At 54.6% G+C, this 15,639-nt stretch carries 29 protein-coding genes; all 29 read right to left on the minus strand.

Annotated features, from left to right (window positions below; all coding sequences use genetic code 11):
- Positions 1-14: 14 nt before the first annotated feature.
- Positions 15-479, minus strand: coding sequence for a bacterioferritin (gene bfr / locus LUB09_RS20355; RefSeq protein ID WP_003176400.1), 465 nt, complete (start codon positions 477-479; stop codon positions 15-17).
- A gap of 155 nt (positions 480-634) precedes the next feature.
- Positions 635-2,083 (minus strand): catalase, encoded by a 1,449-nt coding sequence (locus LUB09_RS20360; RefSeq protein ID WP_231423552.1) that lies wholly within the window; start codon positions 2,081-2,083, stop codon positions 635-637.
- Between the two features lie 239 nt (positions 2,084-2,322).
- Positions 2,323-2,709, minus strand: a complete 387-nt coding sequence (gene rplQ, locus LUB09_RS20365) for a 50S ribosomal protein L17 (RefSeq protein WP_003176402.1) — start codon at positions 2,707-2,709, stop codon at positions 2,323-2,325.
- A 41-nt stretch (positions 2,710-2,750) separates the two neighbouring features.
- Positions 2,751-3,752: a DNA-directed RNA polymerase subunit alpha gene (locus LUB09_RS20370; protein ID WP_003176403.1), complete on the minus strand. Its 1,002-nt coding sequence runs from the start codon at positions 3,750-3,752 to the stop codon at positions 2,751-2,753.
- 22 nt (positions 3,753-3,774) lie between these two features.
- Positions 3,775-4,395 (minus strand): 30S ribosomal protein S4, encoded by a 621-nt coding sequence (gene rpsD, locus LUB09_RS20375; RefSeq protein ID WP_003210056.1) that lies wholly within the window; start codon positions 4,393-4,395, stop codon positions 3,775-3,777.
- 18 nt (positions 4,396-4,413) lie between these two features.
- A complete protein-coding gene (gene rpsK / locus LUB09_RS20380) occupies positions 4,414-4,803 on the minus strand; it encodes a 30S ribosomal protein S11 (protein ID WP_002555466.1) in 390 nt (129 codons plus the stop codon).
- A 30-nt stretch (positions 4,804-4,833) separates the two neighbouring features.
- A complete protein-coding gene (rpsM, locus tag LUB09_RS20385; protein WP_003210063.1) occupies positions 4,834-5,190 on the minus strand; it encodes a 30S ribosomal protein S13 in 357 nt (118 codons plus the stop codon).
- A gap of 129 nt (positions 5,191-5,319) precedes the next feature.
- Entirely contained in the window at positions 5,320-5,436 is a 117-nt protein-coding gene (gene rpmJ, locus LUB09_RS20390) for a 50S ribosomal protein L36 (protein ID WP_002555468.1), read from the minus strand.
- A gap of 28 nt (positions 5,437-5,464) precedes the next feature.
- Positions 5,465-6,793: a preprotein translocase subunit SecY gene (secY, locus tag LUB09_RS20395; protein WP_003194637.1), complete on the minus strand. Its 1,329-nt coding sequence runs from the start codon at positions 6,791-6,793 to the stop codon at positions 5,465-5,467.
- A complete protein-coding gene (gene rplO, locus LUB09_RS20400) occupies positions 6,794-7,231 on the minus strand; it encodes a 50S ribosomal protein L15 (protein WP_003176407.1) in 438 nt (145 codons plus the stop codon). It lies immediately after the preceding gene.
- A 3-nt stretch (positions 7,232-7,234) separates the two neighbouring features.
- The gene (gene rpmD, locus LUB09_RS20405) at positions 7,235-7,411 is read right to left on the minus strand and encodes a 50S ribosomal protein L30 (RefSeq protein ID WP_003176408.1); all 177 of its coding nucleotides are present in this window, start codon (positions 7,409-7,411) and stop codon (positions 7,235-7,237) included.
- Positions 7,412-7,413: 2 nt separating this feature from the next.
- Entirely contained in the window at positions 7,414-7,914 is a 501-nt protein-coding gene (rpsE, locus tag LUB09_RS20410; RefSeq protein WP_003176409.1) for a 30S ribosomal protein S5, read from the minus strand.
- Between the two features lie 3 nt (positions 7,915-7,917).
- Positions 7,918-8,268, minus strand: a complete 351-nt coding sequence (gene rplR, locus LUB09_RS20415) for a 50S ribosomal protein L18 (RefSeq protein WP_003176410.1) — start codon at positions 8,266-8,268, stop codon at positions 7,918-7,920.
- A gap of 10 nt (positions 8,269-8,278) precedes the next feature.
- A complete protein-coding gene (gene rplF / locus LUB09_RS20420; protein WP_003176412.1) occupies positions 8,279-8,812 on the minus strand; it encodes a 50S ribosomal protein L6 in 534 nt (177 codons plus the stop codon).
- 12 nt (positions 8,813-8,824) lie between these two features.
- Positions 8,825-9,217: a 30S ribosomal protein S8 gene (rpsH, locus tag LUB09_RS20425; protein ID WP_003176413.1), complete on the minus strand. Its 393-nt coding sequence runs from the start codon at positions 9,215-9,217 to the stop codon at positions 8,825-8,827.
- A gap of 208 nt (positions 9,218-9,425) precedes the next feature.
- The gene (gene rpsN / locus LUB09_RS20430; RefSeq protein WP_003176414.1) at positions 9,426-9,731 is read right to left on the minus strand and encodes a 30S ribosomal protein S14; all 306 of its coding nucleotides are present in this window, start codon (positions 9,729-9,731) and stop codon (positions 9,426-9,428) included.
- Positions 9,732-9,744: 13 nt separating this feature from the next.
- Positions 9,745-10,284, minus strand: a complete 540-nt coding sequence (gene rplE / locus LUB09_RS20435) for a 50S ribosomal protein L5 (RefSeq protein ID WP_003176415.1) — start codon at positions 10,282-10,284, stop codon at positions 9,745-9,747.
- A gap of 20 nt (positions 10,285-10,304) precedes the next feature.
- Entirely contained in the window at positions 10,305-10,619 is a 315-nt protein-coding gene (gene rplX, locus LUB09_RS20440) for a 50S ribosomal protein L24 (RefSeq protein WP_003176416.1), read from the minus strand.
- An 11-nt stretch (positions 10,620-10,630) separates the two neighbouring features.
- Positions 10,631-10,999, minus strand: a complete 369-nt coding sequence (rplN, locus tag LUB09_RS20445; protein ID WP_002555479.1) for a 50S ribosomal protein L14 — start codon at positions 10,997-10,999, stop codon at positions 10,631-10,633.
- Between the two features lie 23 nt (positions 11,000-11,022).
- On the minus strand, positions 11,023-11,289 hold the full coding sequence (rpsQ, locus tag LUB09_RS20450; RefSeq protein WP_003176419.1) for a 30S ribosomal protein S17: 267 nt from the start codon (positions 11,287-11,289) through the stop codon (positions 11,023-11,025).
- Between the two features lie 2 nt (positions 11,290-11,291).
- Positions 11,292-11,483 carry a 50S ribosomal protein L29 gene (rpmC, locus tag LUB09_RS20455; RefSeq protein ID WP_002555481.1) on the minus strand — a complete coding sequence of 64 codons (192 nt, stop codon included), beginning with the start codon at positions 11,481-11,483 and terminating at the stop codon, positions 11,292-11,294.
- On the minus strand, positions 11,483-11,896 hold the full coding sequence (rplP, locus tag LUB09_RS20460; protein WP_003232424.1) for a 50S ribosomal protein L16: 414 nt from the start codon (positions 11,894-11,896) through the stop codon (positions 11,483-11,485). The genes rpmC and rplP overlap by 1 nt, the downstream gene beginning before the upstream one ends.
- A 12-nt stretch (positions 11,897-11,908) precedes the next feature.
- Positions 11,909-12,595: a 30S ribosomal protein S3 gene (gene rpsC / locus LUB09_RS20465; protein WP_003176422.1), complete on the minus strand. Its 687-nt coding sequence runs from the start codon at positions 12,593-12,595 to the stop codon at positions 11,909-11,911.
- 13 nt (positions 12,596-12,608) lie between these two features.
- Positions 12,609-12,941 carry a 50S ribosomal protein L22 gene (rplV, locus tag LUB09_RS20470; protein WP_003103908.1) on the minus strand — a complete coding sequence of 111 codons (333 nt, stop codon included), beginning with the start codon at positions 12,939-12,941 and terminating at the stop codon, positions 12,609-12,611.
- An 11-nt stretch (positions 12,942-12,952) separates the two neighbouring features.
- Positions 12,953-13,228 (minus strand): 30S ribosomal protein S19, encoded by a 276-nt coding sequence (gene rpsS, locus LUB09_RS20475; protein ID WP_003232420.1) that lies wholly within the window; start codon positions 13,226-13,228, stop codon positions 12,953-12,955.
- A gap of 16 nt (positions 13,229-13,244) precedes the next feature.
- Positions 13,245-14,069, minus strand: coding sequence for a 50S ribosomal protein L2 (rplB, locus tag LUB09_RS20480; RefSeq protein WP_057010373.1), 825 nt, complete (start codon positions 14,067-14,069; stop codon positions 13,245-13,247).
- Positions 14,070-14,083: 14 nt separating this feature from the next.
- A complete protein-coding gene (rplW, locus tag LUB09_RS20485; protein WP_002555488.1) occupies positions 14,084-14,383 on the minus strand; it encodes a 50S ribosomal protein L23 in 300 nt (99 codons plus the stop codon).
- Entirely contained in the window at positions 14,380-14,982 is a 603-nt protein-coding gene (gene rplD, locus LUB09_RS20490; RefSeq protein WP_209985407.1) for a 50S ribosomal protein L4, read from the minus strand. Before rplD ends, rplW begins: the two co-directional genes overlap by 4 nt.
- A 12-nt stretch (positions 14,983-14,994) precedes the next feature.
- Positions 14,995-15,630, minus strand: a complete 636-nt coding sequence (gene rplC, locus LUB09_RS20495) for a 50S ribosomal protein L3 (protein WP_003194649.1) — start codon at positions 15,628-15,630, stop codon at positions 14,995-14,997.
- Positions 15,631-15,639: the final 9 nt, after the last annotated feature.

Here is a 15,639-nt window from a genome sequence, read left to right on the forward strand (position 1 = left end):
TTTACCGTCTGACGTCAGAACTGCGATTGCAGGTAATTTTCCAGACCAATCAGCTTGATCAGGCCCAGCTGCTTTTCGAGCCAGTAAGTGTGATCTTCTTCGGTGTCATTCAACTGCACCCGCAGGATTTCCCGGGTGACATAGTCGTTGTGCTGCTCGCACAGTTCGATGCCTTTGCAGAGCGCGGCACGCACCTTGTACTCAAGGCGCAAATCGGCGGCGAGCATGTCAGGCACCGTGGTACCCACGTCCAGGTCGTCAGGACGCATGCGTGGCGTGCCTTCGAGCATCAGAATGCGGCGCATCAAAGCGTCGGCGTGCTGTGCCTCTTCTTCCATTTCGTGATTGATACGCTCGTAGAGCTCGGTAAAGCCCCAGTCTTCGTACATGCGCGAGTGGATGAAGTATTGGTCACGAGCTGCCAGTTCGCCCGTCAGCAACGTGTTGAGGTAATCGATTACGTCGGGGTGACCTTGCATCGCCCTACATCTCCCTGCTTGAAAGTCTGTAGTTTGAACCATGCCGACGTTCTGGTCACGAGACCAACGGCAGAAAAGTGAAGATTTCCTGAGAAAAGTGGCTGAAATAACGCAAAAACCGCCCAAATGAGGGCGGTTCTGCTTATCGTTTAGAGTTAGTTAAGCGATACACCCAGTGCGGTTGCGATTGCTTCTCCATAAGCAGGATCTGCCTTGTAGAAGTGCTGCAACTGACGCTGAACTACCTCACTGGATACACCCGCCATTGCACCGGCGATGTTGCTGGTAAGCAGCGCTCTCTGATCGTCGGTCATCAGGCGGAACAATGCACCGGCGTGGCTGTAGTAATCGGTGTCTTCGCGGTGATCGTGGCGATCAGCCGTACCGTTCAGTGCCAGAGCAGGCTCAGCGTACTGCGGCGCTTGTTTGGGAGCATCGGCGTAGCTGTTGGGCTCGTAGTTGGGTGCCGAGCCACCGTTGCTGCCAAACGCCATTGAGCCGTCGCGCTGATAGCTGTTCACCTGATTGCGTGGAGCATTCACCGGCAACTGCTGGTGATTGGTACCGACACGGTAGCGATGAGCATCGGCATAAGCGAAGACGCGACCTTGCAGCATGCGGTCTGGGGATAACCCCACACCTGGCACCATGTTGCTTGGGCCGAAGGCGGCCTGCTCTACCTCAGCGAAGTAGTTCTGCGGGTTGCGGTTGAGTTCCAGCTCGCCGACTTCGATCAGCGGGAATTCCTTTTGCGACCAAGTCTTGGTCACGTCGAAAGGGTTCTCGTAGTGAGCGTTGGCCTGGGCCTCAGTCATGATCTGAATGCAGACGCGCCATTTCGGGAAATCACCGCGCTCGATTGCGCCAAACAGGTCGCGCTGGGCGTAATCAGGGTCGGTGCCCGCCAGGCGAGCAGCTTCAGCCGGCGCCAGGTTTTTGATGCCCTGTTGGGTTTTGTAATGCCACTTGACCCAGTGACGCTCGCCCCGGGCGTTGATCAGGCTGTAAGTATGGCTGCCGAAGCCGTGCATGTGACGGTAGCCGTCCGGGATACCACGGTCGGAAAACAGAATGGTGACTTGGTGCAGCGCCTCGGGGGAGTGCGACCAAAAGTCCCACATCATCTGGGCGCTTTTCAAGTTGCTCTGCGGCAGACGTTTTTGAGTGTGGATAAAATCCGGGAATTTCAGCGGGTCACGGATGAAGAACACGGGCGTGTTATTGCCCACAATGTCCCAGTTACCTTCTTCGGTGTAGAACTTCAAGGCAAAACCGCGCGGATCACGCTCGGTATCCGCAGAACCACGTTCACCCCCCACAGTAGAGAATCGCAGGAACGTAGGCGTTTGCTTGCCGACCGATTCGAACAGCTTGGCGCTGGTGTATTGAGTGATGTCCTGGGTAACGGTGAACGTGCCGTACGCGCCCGAACCCTTGGCGTGGACGCGACGTTCAGGGATGTTCTCGCGATTGAAGTGAGCGAGTTTTTCGATCAGGTGAAAATCATCGAGCAGCAACGGACCACGTGGCCCCGCCGAGCGGGAATTCTGGTTATCCGCGACGGGCGCGCCGCTGGCGGTGGTAAGGATTTTGTTCTGGCTCATGCTCAATCTTCCTCAGGTCAGTCATGGAACTGCCGGCTAATCGGCTTGGAAGGAGTATCGACCATCAAGATGACACCATCAAATTCATTAAATCATGGTCTTTGATAGAAAATAACTAACGCGTCACAGCACAAATAGATATCGGCTTGTAAGCGCGGCAGTCTGATGAGGATAGTGGGTTTATTTACGCCCACAAAAAACCGGGCACTAGGCCCGGTTCTTCGATACAGCTTGTCGTCTTACTCGGCGCTTACAGCTTCGCCGGCAGTAGCACGATCAACCAACTCGACATACGCCATAGGCGCGTTGTCGCCAGCGCGGAAACCGCACTTGAGGATGCGCAGGTAGCCACCCTCACGGGTAGCATAACGCTTGCCCAGGTCGTTGAAGAGCTTACCAACGATAGCTTTCGAGCGAGTACGGTCGAAAGCCAGACGGCGGTTAGCCAGGCTGTCTGTCTTGGCCAAAGTGATCAGCGGCTCAGCAACGCGACGCAGTTCTTTAGCTTTCGGCAGTGTAGTTTTGATCAGCTCGTGCTCGAACAGCGACACCGCCATGTTTTGAAACATGGCCTTGCGGTGCGAGCTGGTACGGCTCAGGTGACGACCACTTTTACGATGACGCATGGTTCATTCCTTACCAAACTCACGTTCGGTGATTACGACGATCAGGCAGTCGCCTTGTCGTCCTTCTTAAGACTTGCAGGCGGCCAGTTGTCGAGGCGCATGCCGAGGGACAGACCGCGGGAGGCCAGAACGTCCTTGATTTCAGTCAAGGATTTCTTGCCCAGGTTCGGAGTCTTCAACAGTTCTACTTCGGTACGCTGAATCAGGTCGCCGATGTAGTAAATGTTTTCCGCCTTAAGGCAGTTAGCCGAACGTACAGTCAGTTCCAGATCGTCAACCGGGCGAAGCAGGATCGGATCGATCTCGTCTTCCTGCTCGATTACCACTGGTTCGCTGTCACCTTTGAGGTCGACGAACGCAGCCAACTGCTGTTGCAGAATGGTTGCAGCGCGGCGGATAGCCTCTTCAGGATCCAGAGTACCGTTGGTTTCCAGATCAATAACCAGCTTGTCCAGGTTAGTACGCTGCTCGACACGGGCGTTTTCCACCACGTATGCGATACGGCGAACCGGGCTGAACGAAGAGTCAAGCTGCAAGCGACCAATGCTGCGGCTTTCATCTTCATCGCTCTGACGCGAGTCGGCCGGTTCATAACCACGACCACGAGCTACAGTGAGCTTCATGTTCAGGGCGCCGTTAGACGCCAGGTTAGCGATTACGTGATCGGGGTTAACGATCTCGACATCATGATCCAGCTGAATATCGGCAGCGGTAACCACCCCCGAACCCTTCTTCGACAAGGTCAGCGTAACTTCGTCACGACCGTGCAGCTTGATAGCCAGACCTTTAAGGTTCAACAGGATTTCAATTACGTCTTCCTGTACACCTTCGATGGCGCTGTACTCGTGGAGCACACCGTCAATCTCGGCCTCGACTACTGCACAGCCGGGCATTGAGGACAACAGGATGCGTCGCAGCGCGTTGCCCAGGGTGTGGCCAAAACCACGCTCGAGAGGCTCGAGAGTGATCTTGGCGCGGGTTGGACTGACAACCTGCACATCAATGTGGCGGGGTGTCAGGAACTCATTTACCGAAATCTGCATGGATGCACCTATTTTCTAGCCCTTACTTGGAGTAGAGCTCGACAATCAGGCTTTCGTTGATGTCGGCGGACAGATCACTGCGAGCAGGAACGTTCTTGAAAACGCCCGACTTCTTCTCAGTGTCTACTTCTACCCATTCTACGCGGCCACGTTGGGCACACAGATCGAGAGCTTGGACAATGCGAAGTTGGTTTTTTGCTTTCTCGCGAATCGCGACCACGTCACCAGCACGAACCTGGTAAGACGGTACGTTAACGGTTTGGCCGTTTACGCTGACGGATTTGTGCGATACCAGCTGACGGGATTCGGCGCGAGTCGAACCAAAGCCCATACGGTATACAACGTTGTCCAGACGGCATTCGAGCAGTTGCAGCAGGTTTTCACCGGTTGCACCTTTCTTGCCAGCAGCTTCTTTGTAGTAGCCGCTGAACTGACGCTCGAGAACGCCGTAGATACGACGTACCTTCTGCTTTTCACGCAGTTGGGTGCCGTAGTCGGACTGGCGACCGCGGCGTTGGCCGTGGATACCAGGTGCTGCTTCAATGTTGCACTTCGATTCGATCGCGCGCACGCCGCTCTTCAGAAAGAGATCGGTGCCTTCACGACGAGCGAGTTTGCATTTTGGACCAATGTAACGAGCCATTCTTTACAATCTCCTGGATTACACGCGGCGCTTCTTCGGCGGACGGCACCCGTTGTGCGGGATTGGCGTCACGTCGGTGATGCTGGCGATCTTATAGCCACAGCCGTTCAAAGCACGGACAGCAGACTCACGACCTGGACCTGGACCCTTGACGTTAACGTCGAGGTTTTTCAGGCCATATTCCAGCGCAGCTTGACCAGCACGTTCAGCAGCTACTTGAGCAGCAAACGGGGTGGACTTGCGGGAACCGCGGAAACCCGAACCACCGGAGGTAGCCCAAGAAAGCGCGTTACCTTGACGGTCGGTGATGGTCACGATTGTGTTGTTAAAAGATGCATGGATGTGGGCGATGCCATCAACCACTGTCTTTTTAACTTTTTTACGAGGACGAGCAGCAGGTTTTGCCATGATAATTTTCCTGTCGATTCGCGTGGGCGATTACTTGCGGATCGGCTTACGCGGACCTTTACGGGTACGCGCGTTAGTCTTGGTACGCTGACCGCGCACTGGAAGACCACGACGATGACGCAGACCACGGTAGCAACCGAGGTCCATCAAACGCTTGATTTTCATGTTGATTTCGCGACGCAGGTCACCTTCAGTGGTGAACTTCGCCACTTCGCCACGCAACAGCTCAATCTGCTCGTCGCTCAGATCCTTGATCTTTGCGGCTGGGTTTACCCCAGTATCTGCGCAAATTTTCTGCGCAGTAGTGCGACCAACACCATAGATGTAGGTCAGCGAGATAACAGTGTGCTTGTTATCTGGAATGTTAACGCCTGCAATACGGGCCATTCAGTGGGACTCCAATTGACAGCTACCTACGCCCCGGAAGCCAAGAAATAGGGCGCGAGATAATATCGCTGTAATAACAAATAATCAACCCGGCAGCGCACTAGCTGCCGGGCTTCAAGCGGATCACACTCAGCCTTGGCGCTGTTTGTGACGCGGTTCCGCGCTGCAAATTACTCGAACAACACCTTCGCGGCGAATAATCTTGCAGTTACGGCACAGCTTTTTCACCGATGCACGAACTTTCATCACCAACTCCTCGAACCTTATGGGGTACTCAGCGCAACATGCCGCTGCCGTAGCCCTTCAGGTTGGCTTTCTTCATCAGGGATTCGTACTGGTGCGAAACGAGGTGCGATTGTACTTGGGACATGAAGTCCATCACAACCACGACCACGATCAGCAACGAGGTCCCGCCAAGGTAGAACGGAACGTTTGCTGCAACCACCAGAAACTGGGGCAACAGGCACACGGCCGTCATATATAGAGCACCGAACAGGGTCAAGCGAGTCAAAACGCCATCAATGTAGCGTGCAGACTGCTCACCTGGACGGATGCCCGGAATAAAGGCACCGGACTTCTTCAGGTTTTCCGCTACGTCTTTCGGATTGAACATCAACGCCGTATAGAAGAAGCAGAAGAAAATAATCCCTGCACTAAACAGCAGAATATTCAACGGCTGACCAGGAGCGATCGACTGAGAGAGGTCCTGCAGCCAGCCCATATTTTCGGACTGACCAAACCAGGTACCCAACGAAGCCGGAAACAGCAAAATGCTGCTCGCGAAAATTGCCGGGATAACACCGGCCATATTCACTTTCAGCGGCAAGTGGCTTGTCTGCGCAGCAAAGACCTTGCGGCCCTGCTGACGCTTGGCGTAGTGAACAGCAATACGACGCTGGCCACGCTCAATGAACACCACAAAACCGATAATCGCTACTGCCAGCAAACCGATGGCAACCAAGGCAAAGATATTGATATCACCCTGACGTGCAGACTCGAAAGACTGCCCGATTGCTCTCGGAAGACCGGCGACGATACCTGCGAAAATCAACATCGAGATACCGTTACCAACACCACGCTCAGTAATCTGCTCACCCAGCCACATCATGAACATCGCACCAGCCACAAAAGTGGATACCGCGACGAAATGGAAGCCAAAGTCACCAGTGAACGCAACGCCCTGCCCTGCCAGGCCAACGGACATGCCGATAGCTTGAACAAGGGCGAGGACGACAGTGCCGTAGCGGGTGTACTGGCTAATCTTGCGACGACCAGCTTCACCTTCCTTCTTCAACTGCTCCAGTTGCGGGCTGACGGCGGTCATCAGTTGCATGATGATCGATGCCGAAATGTACGGCATGATCCCCAGTGCAAAGATGCTCATCCGTTCCAGCGCGCCGCCGGAAAACATGTTGAACAAGCTAAGAATGGTCCCCTCATTCTGTCGAAACAGGTCTGCGAGTCGGTCCGGGTTGATACCTGGAACCGGGATGTGTGCGCCTATTCGGTAGACGATAATCGCCAGGAACAGAAAACGCAGACGAGCCCAAAGTTCAGACATACCGCCTTTGCCGAGCGCTGAGAGAGCACCTTGCTTAGCCATTTATTCCTCGAACTTGCCGCCAGCTGCTTCGATAGCCGAACGCGCACCTTTGGTGGCGCCGATTCCCTTGCCGATAGTGACAGCGCGAGTCACTTCACCGGACAGCATGATTTTCACACGCTGTACGTTGACGTTGATCACGTTGGCATCTTTCAGGGTCTGCACAGTAACGATGTCGCCTTCCACTTTAGCCAGCTCGGACAGACGCACTTCTGCGCGGTCCATGGCTTTCAGGGAAACGAAACCGAACTTGGGCAGGCGACGATGCAGCGGCTGTTGACCGCCTTCAAAGCCTGGAGCGATGGTGCCACCGGAGCGGGAGGTTTGACCCTTGTGGCCACGGCCACCAGTCTTACCCAAACCGCTACCGATACCACGGCCCGGACGATGCTTTTCGCGACGGGAACCCGGCGCTGGACTCAGATCATTGAGTTTCATCGATTAACCCTCTACACGCAGCATGTAGTAAGCCTTGTTGATCATCCCGCGATTCTCGGGAGTATCCTGGACTTCTACAGTGTGACCGATGCGACGCAGACCCAAACCCTTAACGCACAGTTTGTGGTTAGGAATGCGGCCGGTCATGCTTTTGATCAGCGTTACTTTAACGGTAGCCATGATCAGAAGATCTCCTTGACGGTCAAGCCACGCTTGGCGGCAATGGACTCAGGAGATTGCATGGCTTTCAGACCCTTGAAAGTGGCGTGAACCACGTTTACCGGGTTAGTCGAGCCGTAGCACTTGGCCAGAACGTTCTGAACGCCAGCAACTTCGAGGACAGCACGCATAGCGCCGCCAGCGATGATACCGGTACCTTCAGAAGCAGGCTGCATGTACACCTTCGAAGCGCCATGGGCGGACTTCATTGCGTATTGCAGCGTGGTGCCGTTCAGATCAACTTGGATCATGTTGCGACGAGCAGCTTCCATTGCCTTCTGGATCGCAGCAGGCACTTCACGTGACTTGCCACGGCCGAAGCCAACACGCCCTTTACCATCACCCACCACGGTCAACGCGGTGAAAGTGAAGATACGGCCGCCTTTAACGGTTTTGGCTACGCGGTTAACTTGAACCAGCTTCTCAATGTAGCCTTCGTCGCGCTTTTGGTCGTTATTTGACATAACTTAGAACTCCAGCCCAGCTTCACGAGCAGCATCAGCCAGCGCTTTAACGCGGCCGTGGTACTTGAAGCCAGAGCGGTCGAAAGCCACTTGCGAGACGCCAGCGGCCTTAGCACGCGTAGCGACCAGCTGGCCAACCTTTGTGGCCGCGTCGATGTTGCCGGTGGCACCATCACGCAGTTCTTTATCCAAAGTCGAGGCGCTTGCCAGGACCTGGTTGCCGTCGGCCGAGATGACCTGGGCGTAAATGTGCTGCGACGAGCGATACACGCAGAGACGCACGACTTCGAGTTCGTGCATTTTCAGGCGTGCTTTGCGAGCGCGACGCAGTCGAGTAACTTTTTTGTCGGTCATTTGCTATGCCCTACTTCTTCTTGGCTTCTTTACGACGGACGACTTCGTCCGCGTAGCGCACACCTTTGCCTTTGTACGGCTCTGGTGGACGGAAGTCGCGGATCTCAGCGGCCACCTGACCTACCAGCTGCTTATCGATACCCTTGATCAGGATATCGGTTTGGCTAGGGGTCTCAGCGGTGATGCCTTCCGGCAGTTCGTAATCCACTGGGTGCGAGAAGCCAAGGGCCAGGTTCAAAACCGTGCCTTTTGCTTGCGCTTTGTAACCAACACCGACCAGCTGGAGCTTGCGCTCGAAGCCTTGGCTTACGCCTTGGACCATGTTATTTACCAACGCACGCGTGGTACCGGCCATTGCGCGAGTTTGTTGATCGCCATTGCGAGCAGCGAAACGCAACTCACCAGCTTCTTCAACGATCTCAACGGACGAATGGATGTTCAGTTCAAGAGTGCCCTTGGCACCCTTCACCGAAAGCTGTTGGCCTGCGAATTTGACTTCGACACCTGCTGGCAGCTTAACGGGGTTCTTAGCGACGCGAGACATGCTTATCCCCCCTTAGAACACAGTGCAAAGAACTTCGCCGCCGACACCGGCAGCGCGCGCAGCACGATCCGTCATCACACCTTTGTTGGTGGAGACGATAGACACGCCCAGACCGCCACGAACTTTCGGCAGATCTTCAGCGGACTTGTACTGACGCAGGCCTGGACGGCTAACGCGCTTCACTTCCTCGATGACCGAACGGCCTTCGAAGTACTTCAGCTCGATGGACAGCAGTGGCTTGATTTCGCTGCTGATCTGATAACCCGCAATGTAGCCTTCGTCTTTCAGGACTTTGGCAACAGCTACCTTCAACTTGGAAGATGGCATGCTTACGACGGACTTTTCAGCCATCTGGGCATTACGGATACGAGTTAGCATGTCCGCTAACGGGTCCTGCATACTCATGGGCTAGACGCTCCTAATACAAAAAAATTAGCCTTGCGGCTACATATGTCGCCGAGAATCTCCGGCCATAAAAAACACGGGCTCAGGCGAGCCGCGTATTTTAGACACACTCCGGAAATGAAACAAGCCCCAAAAGGGGCTTGTTCCAGATTCAAGGCCACCGGCGGTCAGTATCTTGCGATAAAGGACGCCGGGACGCTGAACGTACTTACCAGCTGGCTTTAACCAGACCTGGTACGTCACCACGCATTGCCGCTTCACGCAGTTTGTTACGGCCGAGGCCGAACTTGCGGTAAACGCCGTGCGGACGACCAGTCAGGCGGCAGCGGTTACGCATGCGCGAAGCGCTTGCGTCACGTGGCTGCTTCTGCAGAGCTACTGTCGCTTCCCAACGTGCTTCTGGACTTGCGTTCAGATCCACGATGATTGCTTTCAGTGCTGCACGCTTCTTGGCGTACTTGGCAACCGTGAGCTGACGTTTCAGCTCGCGGTTTTTCATGCTCATCTTGGCCATGGTCCTACTCCAATCAGTTGCGGAACGGGAATTTGAAAGCACGCAGCAGGGCGCGACCTTCATCATCGTTCTTGGCAGTGGTGGTCAGGGTGATGTCCAGACCGCGGAGAGCATCGATCTTGTCGTAGTCGATTTCCGGGAAGATGATCTGCTCTTTCACGCCCATGCTGTAGTTACCACGACCATCGAAGGACTTGGCATTCAGGCCGCGGAAGTCGCGAACCCGAGGCAGGGAGATCGACAGCAGACGATCCAGGAATTCATACATACGCTCACGGCGCAGAGTCACTTTGACGCCGATCGGCCAACCTTCACGGACTTTAAAGCCAGCGATGGATTTCCGAGCGTAAGTCACAACGACTTTCTGACCGGTGATCTTTTCCAGGTCAGCAACAGCGTGCTCGATGACTTTTTTGTCACCGACCGCTTCGCCCAGACCCATGTTCAGGGTGATTTTGGTAACGCGTGGAACTTCCATCACGTTCGAAAGCTTAAGTTCTTCCTTAAGTTTCGGTGCGATTTCTTTCCAGTAAATCTCTTTTAGTCGTGCCATGGTCTTCTACCTAGCAGTGTTCAAGCATCAACCGCTTTTTGGGTCGACTTGAAGACACGAATTTTCTTGCCGTCTTCTACTTTGAAACCAACGCGGTCAGCCTTGTTGGTTTCGCCGTTGAAAATGGCGACGTTAGAAGCGTCCAGTGGAGCTTCTTTTTCGACGATACCGCCTTGCACGCCCGACATCGGGTTTGGCTTGGTATGACGCTTGACCAGGTTCAGACCGCCGATAACCAGACGGTTATTAGCGAGAACCTTGAGCACCTTACCGCGCTTACCTTTGTCTTTGCCGGCGATCACGATGATCTCGTCGTCACGACGAATCTTTTGCATGTCGGATCTCCTTACAGCACTTCTGGGGCGAGCGAGACGATCTTCATGAACTTCTCAGTACGAAGTTCACGGGTCACTGGCCCAAAGATACGGGTGCCGATCGGCTCTTGCTTGTTGTTCAAAAGAACAGCAGCGTTGCCATCAAAGCGGATAATGGAGCCATCAGCACGACGTACGCCGTGACGAGTGCGGACTACAACAGCAGTCATCACTTGGCCTTTTTTCACTTTACCGCGAGGAATTGCTTCCTTGACGGTAACCTTGATGATGTCACCGATACCAGCGTAACGACGATGGGAGCCACCCAGCACCTTGATGCACATAACACGGCGAGCGCCGCTGTTATCGGCCACATCGAGCATGGATTGAGTCTGAATCATATAATTTCTCCGACCCCTAGTCCTTAGACTTCCACAGCGCGTTCGAGAACATCAACCAGTGCCCAAGACTTGGTCTTGGCCAGCGGACGAGTTTCACGAATAGTGACTTTGTCGCCGATGTGGCACTGATTGGTTTCGTCGTGCGCGTGCAGCTTAGTCGAACGCTTAACATATTTACCGTAGATCGGGTGCTTAACGCGACGCTCGATCAAAACGGTGATGGTTTTGTCCATCTTGTCGCTGACAACACGGCCAGTCAGCGTACGGACAGTCTTTTCGGCTTCAGCCATGATCACTTACCTGCCTGCTGGTTGAGCACAGTCTTCACGCGAGCGATGTCACGCTTAACTTGCGAGAGCAGATGAGACTGCCCCAACTGGCCAGTTGCTTTCTGCATACGCAGATTGAACTGGTCGCGCAGCAGGCCGAGCAGTTGCTCGTTCAGCTGCTGTGCGGATTTTTCACGAAGTTCATTCGCTTTCATCACATCACCGTCCGTTTAACAAAGGCGGTGGCGAGCGGCAGCTTTGCAGCAGCCAGGGCAAAAGCCTCACGCGCCAGCTCTTCAGTTACACCCTCGATTTCATACAGGACTTTGCCTGGCTGAATCTGGGCTACCCAGTATTCCACGTTACCCTTACCTTTACCCATCCGAACCTCGAGAGGCTTTTTGGAGATCGGCTTGTCCGGGAACACACGGATCCAGATCTTGCCGCCACGTTTAACGTGACGGGTCAGAGCACGACGCGCTGACTCGATCTGACGAGCGGTGAGACGACCACGAGCTACAGACTTCAGCGCGAACTCGCCGAAGCTGACTTTGCTACCGCGCTGAGCCAGACCACGGTTGTGGCCTGTCATCTGCTTGCGGAACTTCGTACGCTTTGGTTGCAACATTTGGCGTACCCCTTACTTAGCAGCTTTTTTACGAGGCGCTGGTGCTTGTGGTTTCAGTTCTTCTTGGCGACCACCAATTACTTCGCCTTTGAAGATCCAAACCTTTACACCGATCACACCGTAAGTGGTGTGAGCTTCGTAGTTGGCATAGTCGATGTCGGCACGCAGGGTGTGCAGTGGCACACGACCTTCGCGATACCATTCAGTACGTGCGATTTCAGCACCGCCGAGACGACCGCTCACTTGGATTTTGATGCCTTTGGCACCAATGCGCATGGCGTTCTGTACAGCGCGCTTCATAGCGCGACGGAACATTACACGACGCTCCAGCTGCTGAGCTACGCTCTGCGCAACCAGCATACCGTCGAGCTCCGGCTTGCGGATCTCTTCGATATTGATGTGCACAGGCACACCCATTTGCTTGGTCAGGTCCTGACGCAGTTTCTCAACATCTTCACCTTTCTTCCCGATAACGATACCTGGACGAGCGGTGTGGATGGTGATACGTGCGGTTTGCGCCGGGCGATGGATATCGATACGGCTTACGGACGCGCTTTTTAGTTTGTCTTGGAGATACTCACGCACCTTCAGATCAGCGAACAAATAGTCCGCATAAGTCCGGCCGTCTGCATACCAGACGGAGGTGTGTTCCTTGACGATTCCCAGGCGAATGCCAATGGGATGTACTTTCTGACCCATCTCTTCGACTCCGTTACTTGTCAGCAACCTTGACAGTGATATGGCAAGACCGCTTGACGATGCGATCAGCACGGCCTTTGGCACGTGGCATGATTCGCTTCAGCGAACGCCCTTCGTTGACGAAAACGGTGCTGACCTTCAGGTCATCAACGTCTGCGCCTTCGTTATGCTCGGCGTTGGCTACGGCCGACTCCAGCACTTTCTTCATGATCTCGGCGGCTTTCTTACTGCTGAAAGCCAACAGGTTGAGCGCTTCGCCCACCTTCTTCCCGCGGATCTGGTCGGCGACCAAGCGGGCTTTCTGGGCGGAGATTCGAGCGCCCGACAACTTAGCGGCTACTTCCATTTCCTAACCCCTTAACGCTTGGCTTTCTTGTCTGCCACGTGCCCACGATAAGTGCGGGTACCGGCAAACTCGCCTAGTTTGTGGCCGACCATGTCTTCGTTCACGAGAACTGGGACGTGCAAGCGACCGTTGTGTACAGCGATGGTCAGACCGACCATTTGTGGCAGGATCATCGAACGACGCGACCAGGTTTTCACCGGCTTGCGATCATTCTTTTCCGCCGCCACTTCGATCTTCTTCAGTAGGTGAAGATCAATAAAAGGACCTTTTTTCAGAGAACGTGGCACTGTCGTATCCCTCTATTTACTTGCGACGACGGACGATCATTTTGTCGGTACGCTTATTACCACGAGTCTTCGCGCCCTTAGTCGGGAAGCCCCATGGCGATACCGGATGACGACCACCAGAGGTACGACCTTCACCACCACCGTGTGGGTGGTCAACCGGGTTCATGGCAACACCACGAACGGTTGGGCGAACGCCACGCCAGCGTTTGGCACCGGCTTTACCCAACGAACGCAGGCTGTGCTCGGAGTTCGAGACTTCGCCCAGGGTCGCACGGCATTCAGCCAATACTTTACGCATCTCACCAGAACGCAGACGCAGGGTCACGTAGACACCTTCACGAGCGATCAGCTGAGCCGAAGCACCAGCGGAACGAGCGATTTGCGCGCCTTTACCTGGCTTCAATTCGATGCCGTGTACGGTGCTACCAACTGGAATGTTACGCAGTTGCAGAGCGTTGCCCGGCTTGATCGGTGCCAGGGCACCTGCGATCAGCTGGTCGCCAGCACTCACGCCTTTAGGCGCGATGATGTAGCGACGCTCGCCATCTGCGTACAACAGCAGAGCGATGTGAGCAGTACGGTTTGGATCGTATTCAATGCGCTCGACAGTGGCAGAGATGCCATCTTTGTCGTTGCGACGGAAATCGACCATACGATAATGCTGCTTATGGCCACCACCGATGTGACGAGTGGTAATGCGACCATTGTTGTTACGACCACCAGTCTTCGATTTCTTCTCGAGCAGCGGTGCGTGAGGAGCGCCTTTATGCAGCTCCTGGTTGACCACCTTGACCACGAAACGGCGGCCAGGGGAAGTCGGTTTGCATTTAACGATTGCCATGATGCACCCCTTCCTTACTCAGCACTGCTGCTGAAATCGAGATCTTGGCCTGGCTGAAGGGAGATAACTGCCTTCTTCCAGTCATTACGCTTGCCCAGACCGCGAGCAGTGCGCTTGCTCTTACCCAGAACATTCAGGGTAGTAACACGCTCTACTTTCACGCTGAACAGGCTTTCGACGGCCTTCTTGATTTCCAGCTTGGTTGCGTCAGTTGCAACCTTGAAAACGAACTGGCCTTTCTTGTCAGCCAGAACCGTAGCCTTTTCGGAAACGTGCGGGCCAAGCAGAACTTTAAATACGCGTTCCTGGTTCATCCCAGCAGCTCCTCGAATTTCTTCACGGCCGACACGGTGATCAACACCTTGTCGTATGCGATCAGACTAACTGGATCGGAACCTTGCACGTCACGTACATCAACGTGTGGCAGGTTGCGAGCAGCCAGGTACAGGTTCTGATCAACAGCTTCAGACACGATCAAAACGTCGGTCAGGCTCATGTTGTTCAGTTTGCCCAGCAGATCTTTGGTTTTTGGACTTTCAACAACGAAGTCCTGAACCACGACCAGACGATCAGTACGCACGAGTTCAGCAAGGATGGAGCGCAGAGCTGCGCGGTACATCTTCTTGTTGAGCTTCTGAGAGTGATCCTGTGGACGTGCTGCGAAAGTGGTACCACCGCCACGCCAGATTGGGCTACGGATAGTACCGGCACGAGCACGGCCAGTGCCTTTCTGACGCCAAGGGCGCTTACCGCCACCACGTACGTCGGAACGGGTCTTTTGCTGCTTGCTACCTTGACGGCCGCCGGCCATGTAGGCCACGACTGCTTGGTGAACCAGCGTCTCGTTGAATTCGCCGCCAAATGTCAGTTCGGAAACTTCGATCGCTTGAGCGTCATTTACATTTAATTGCATGTCAGCTTCCCCTTAACCGCGAGCCTTGGCCGCTGGACGTACAACCAGGTTGCCGCCAGTAGCGCCAGGAACAGCACCCTTGACCAACAACAGATTGCGTTCAGCGTCGACGCGCACTACTTCGAGGGACTGCACGGTCACGCGCTCAGCGCCCATATGACCGGACATTTTTTTGCCCTTGAATACACGACCAGGAGTCTGGCACTGGCCAATAGAGCCCGGGACGCGGTGGGAAACGGAGTTACCGTGAGTGTTGTCTTGACCACGGAAATTCCAACGCTTGATCGTACCCTGGAAGCCTTTACCCTTGGACTGACCGGTTACATCAACCAGTTGACCAGCGGCGAAGATTTCAGCGTTGATCAGATCGCCAGCCTGGTAGTCGCCGTCTTCAAGACGGAACTCCATGACAGTACGACCAGCTGCAACGTTTGCTTTAGCGAAGTGACCTGCTTGAGCAGCAGTCACACGCGAAGCGCGACGCTCGCCGACAGTGACTTGCACTGCACGATAGCCATCGGTTTCTTCAGTTTTGAACTGGGTGACGCGATTCGGCTCGATCTCAATGACCGTGACCGGAATGGAGACACCTTCTTCGGTGAAAATACGGGTCATACCGCATTTACGACCGACTACACCAATAGTCATGTTGTAAAC

It is taken from the genome of Pseudomonas sp. Leaf59, from assembly GCF_920984685.1.
Classification (GTDB): Bacteria; Pseudomonadota; Gammaproteobacteria; order Pseudomonadales; family Pseudomonadaceae; genus Aquipseudomonas.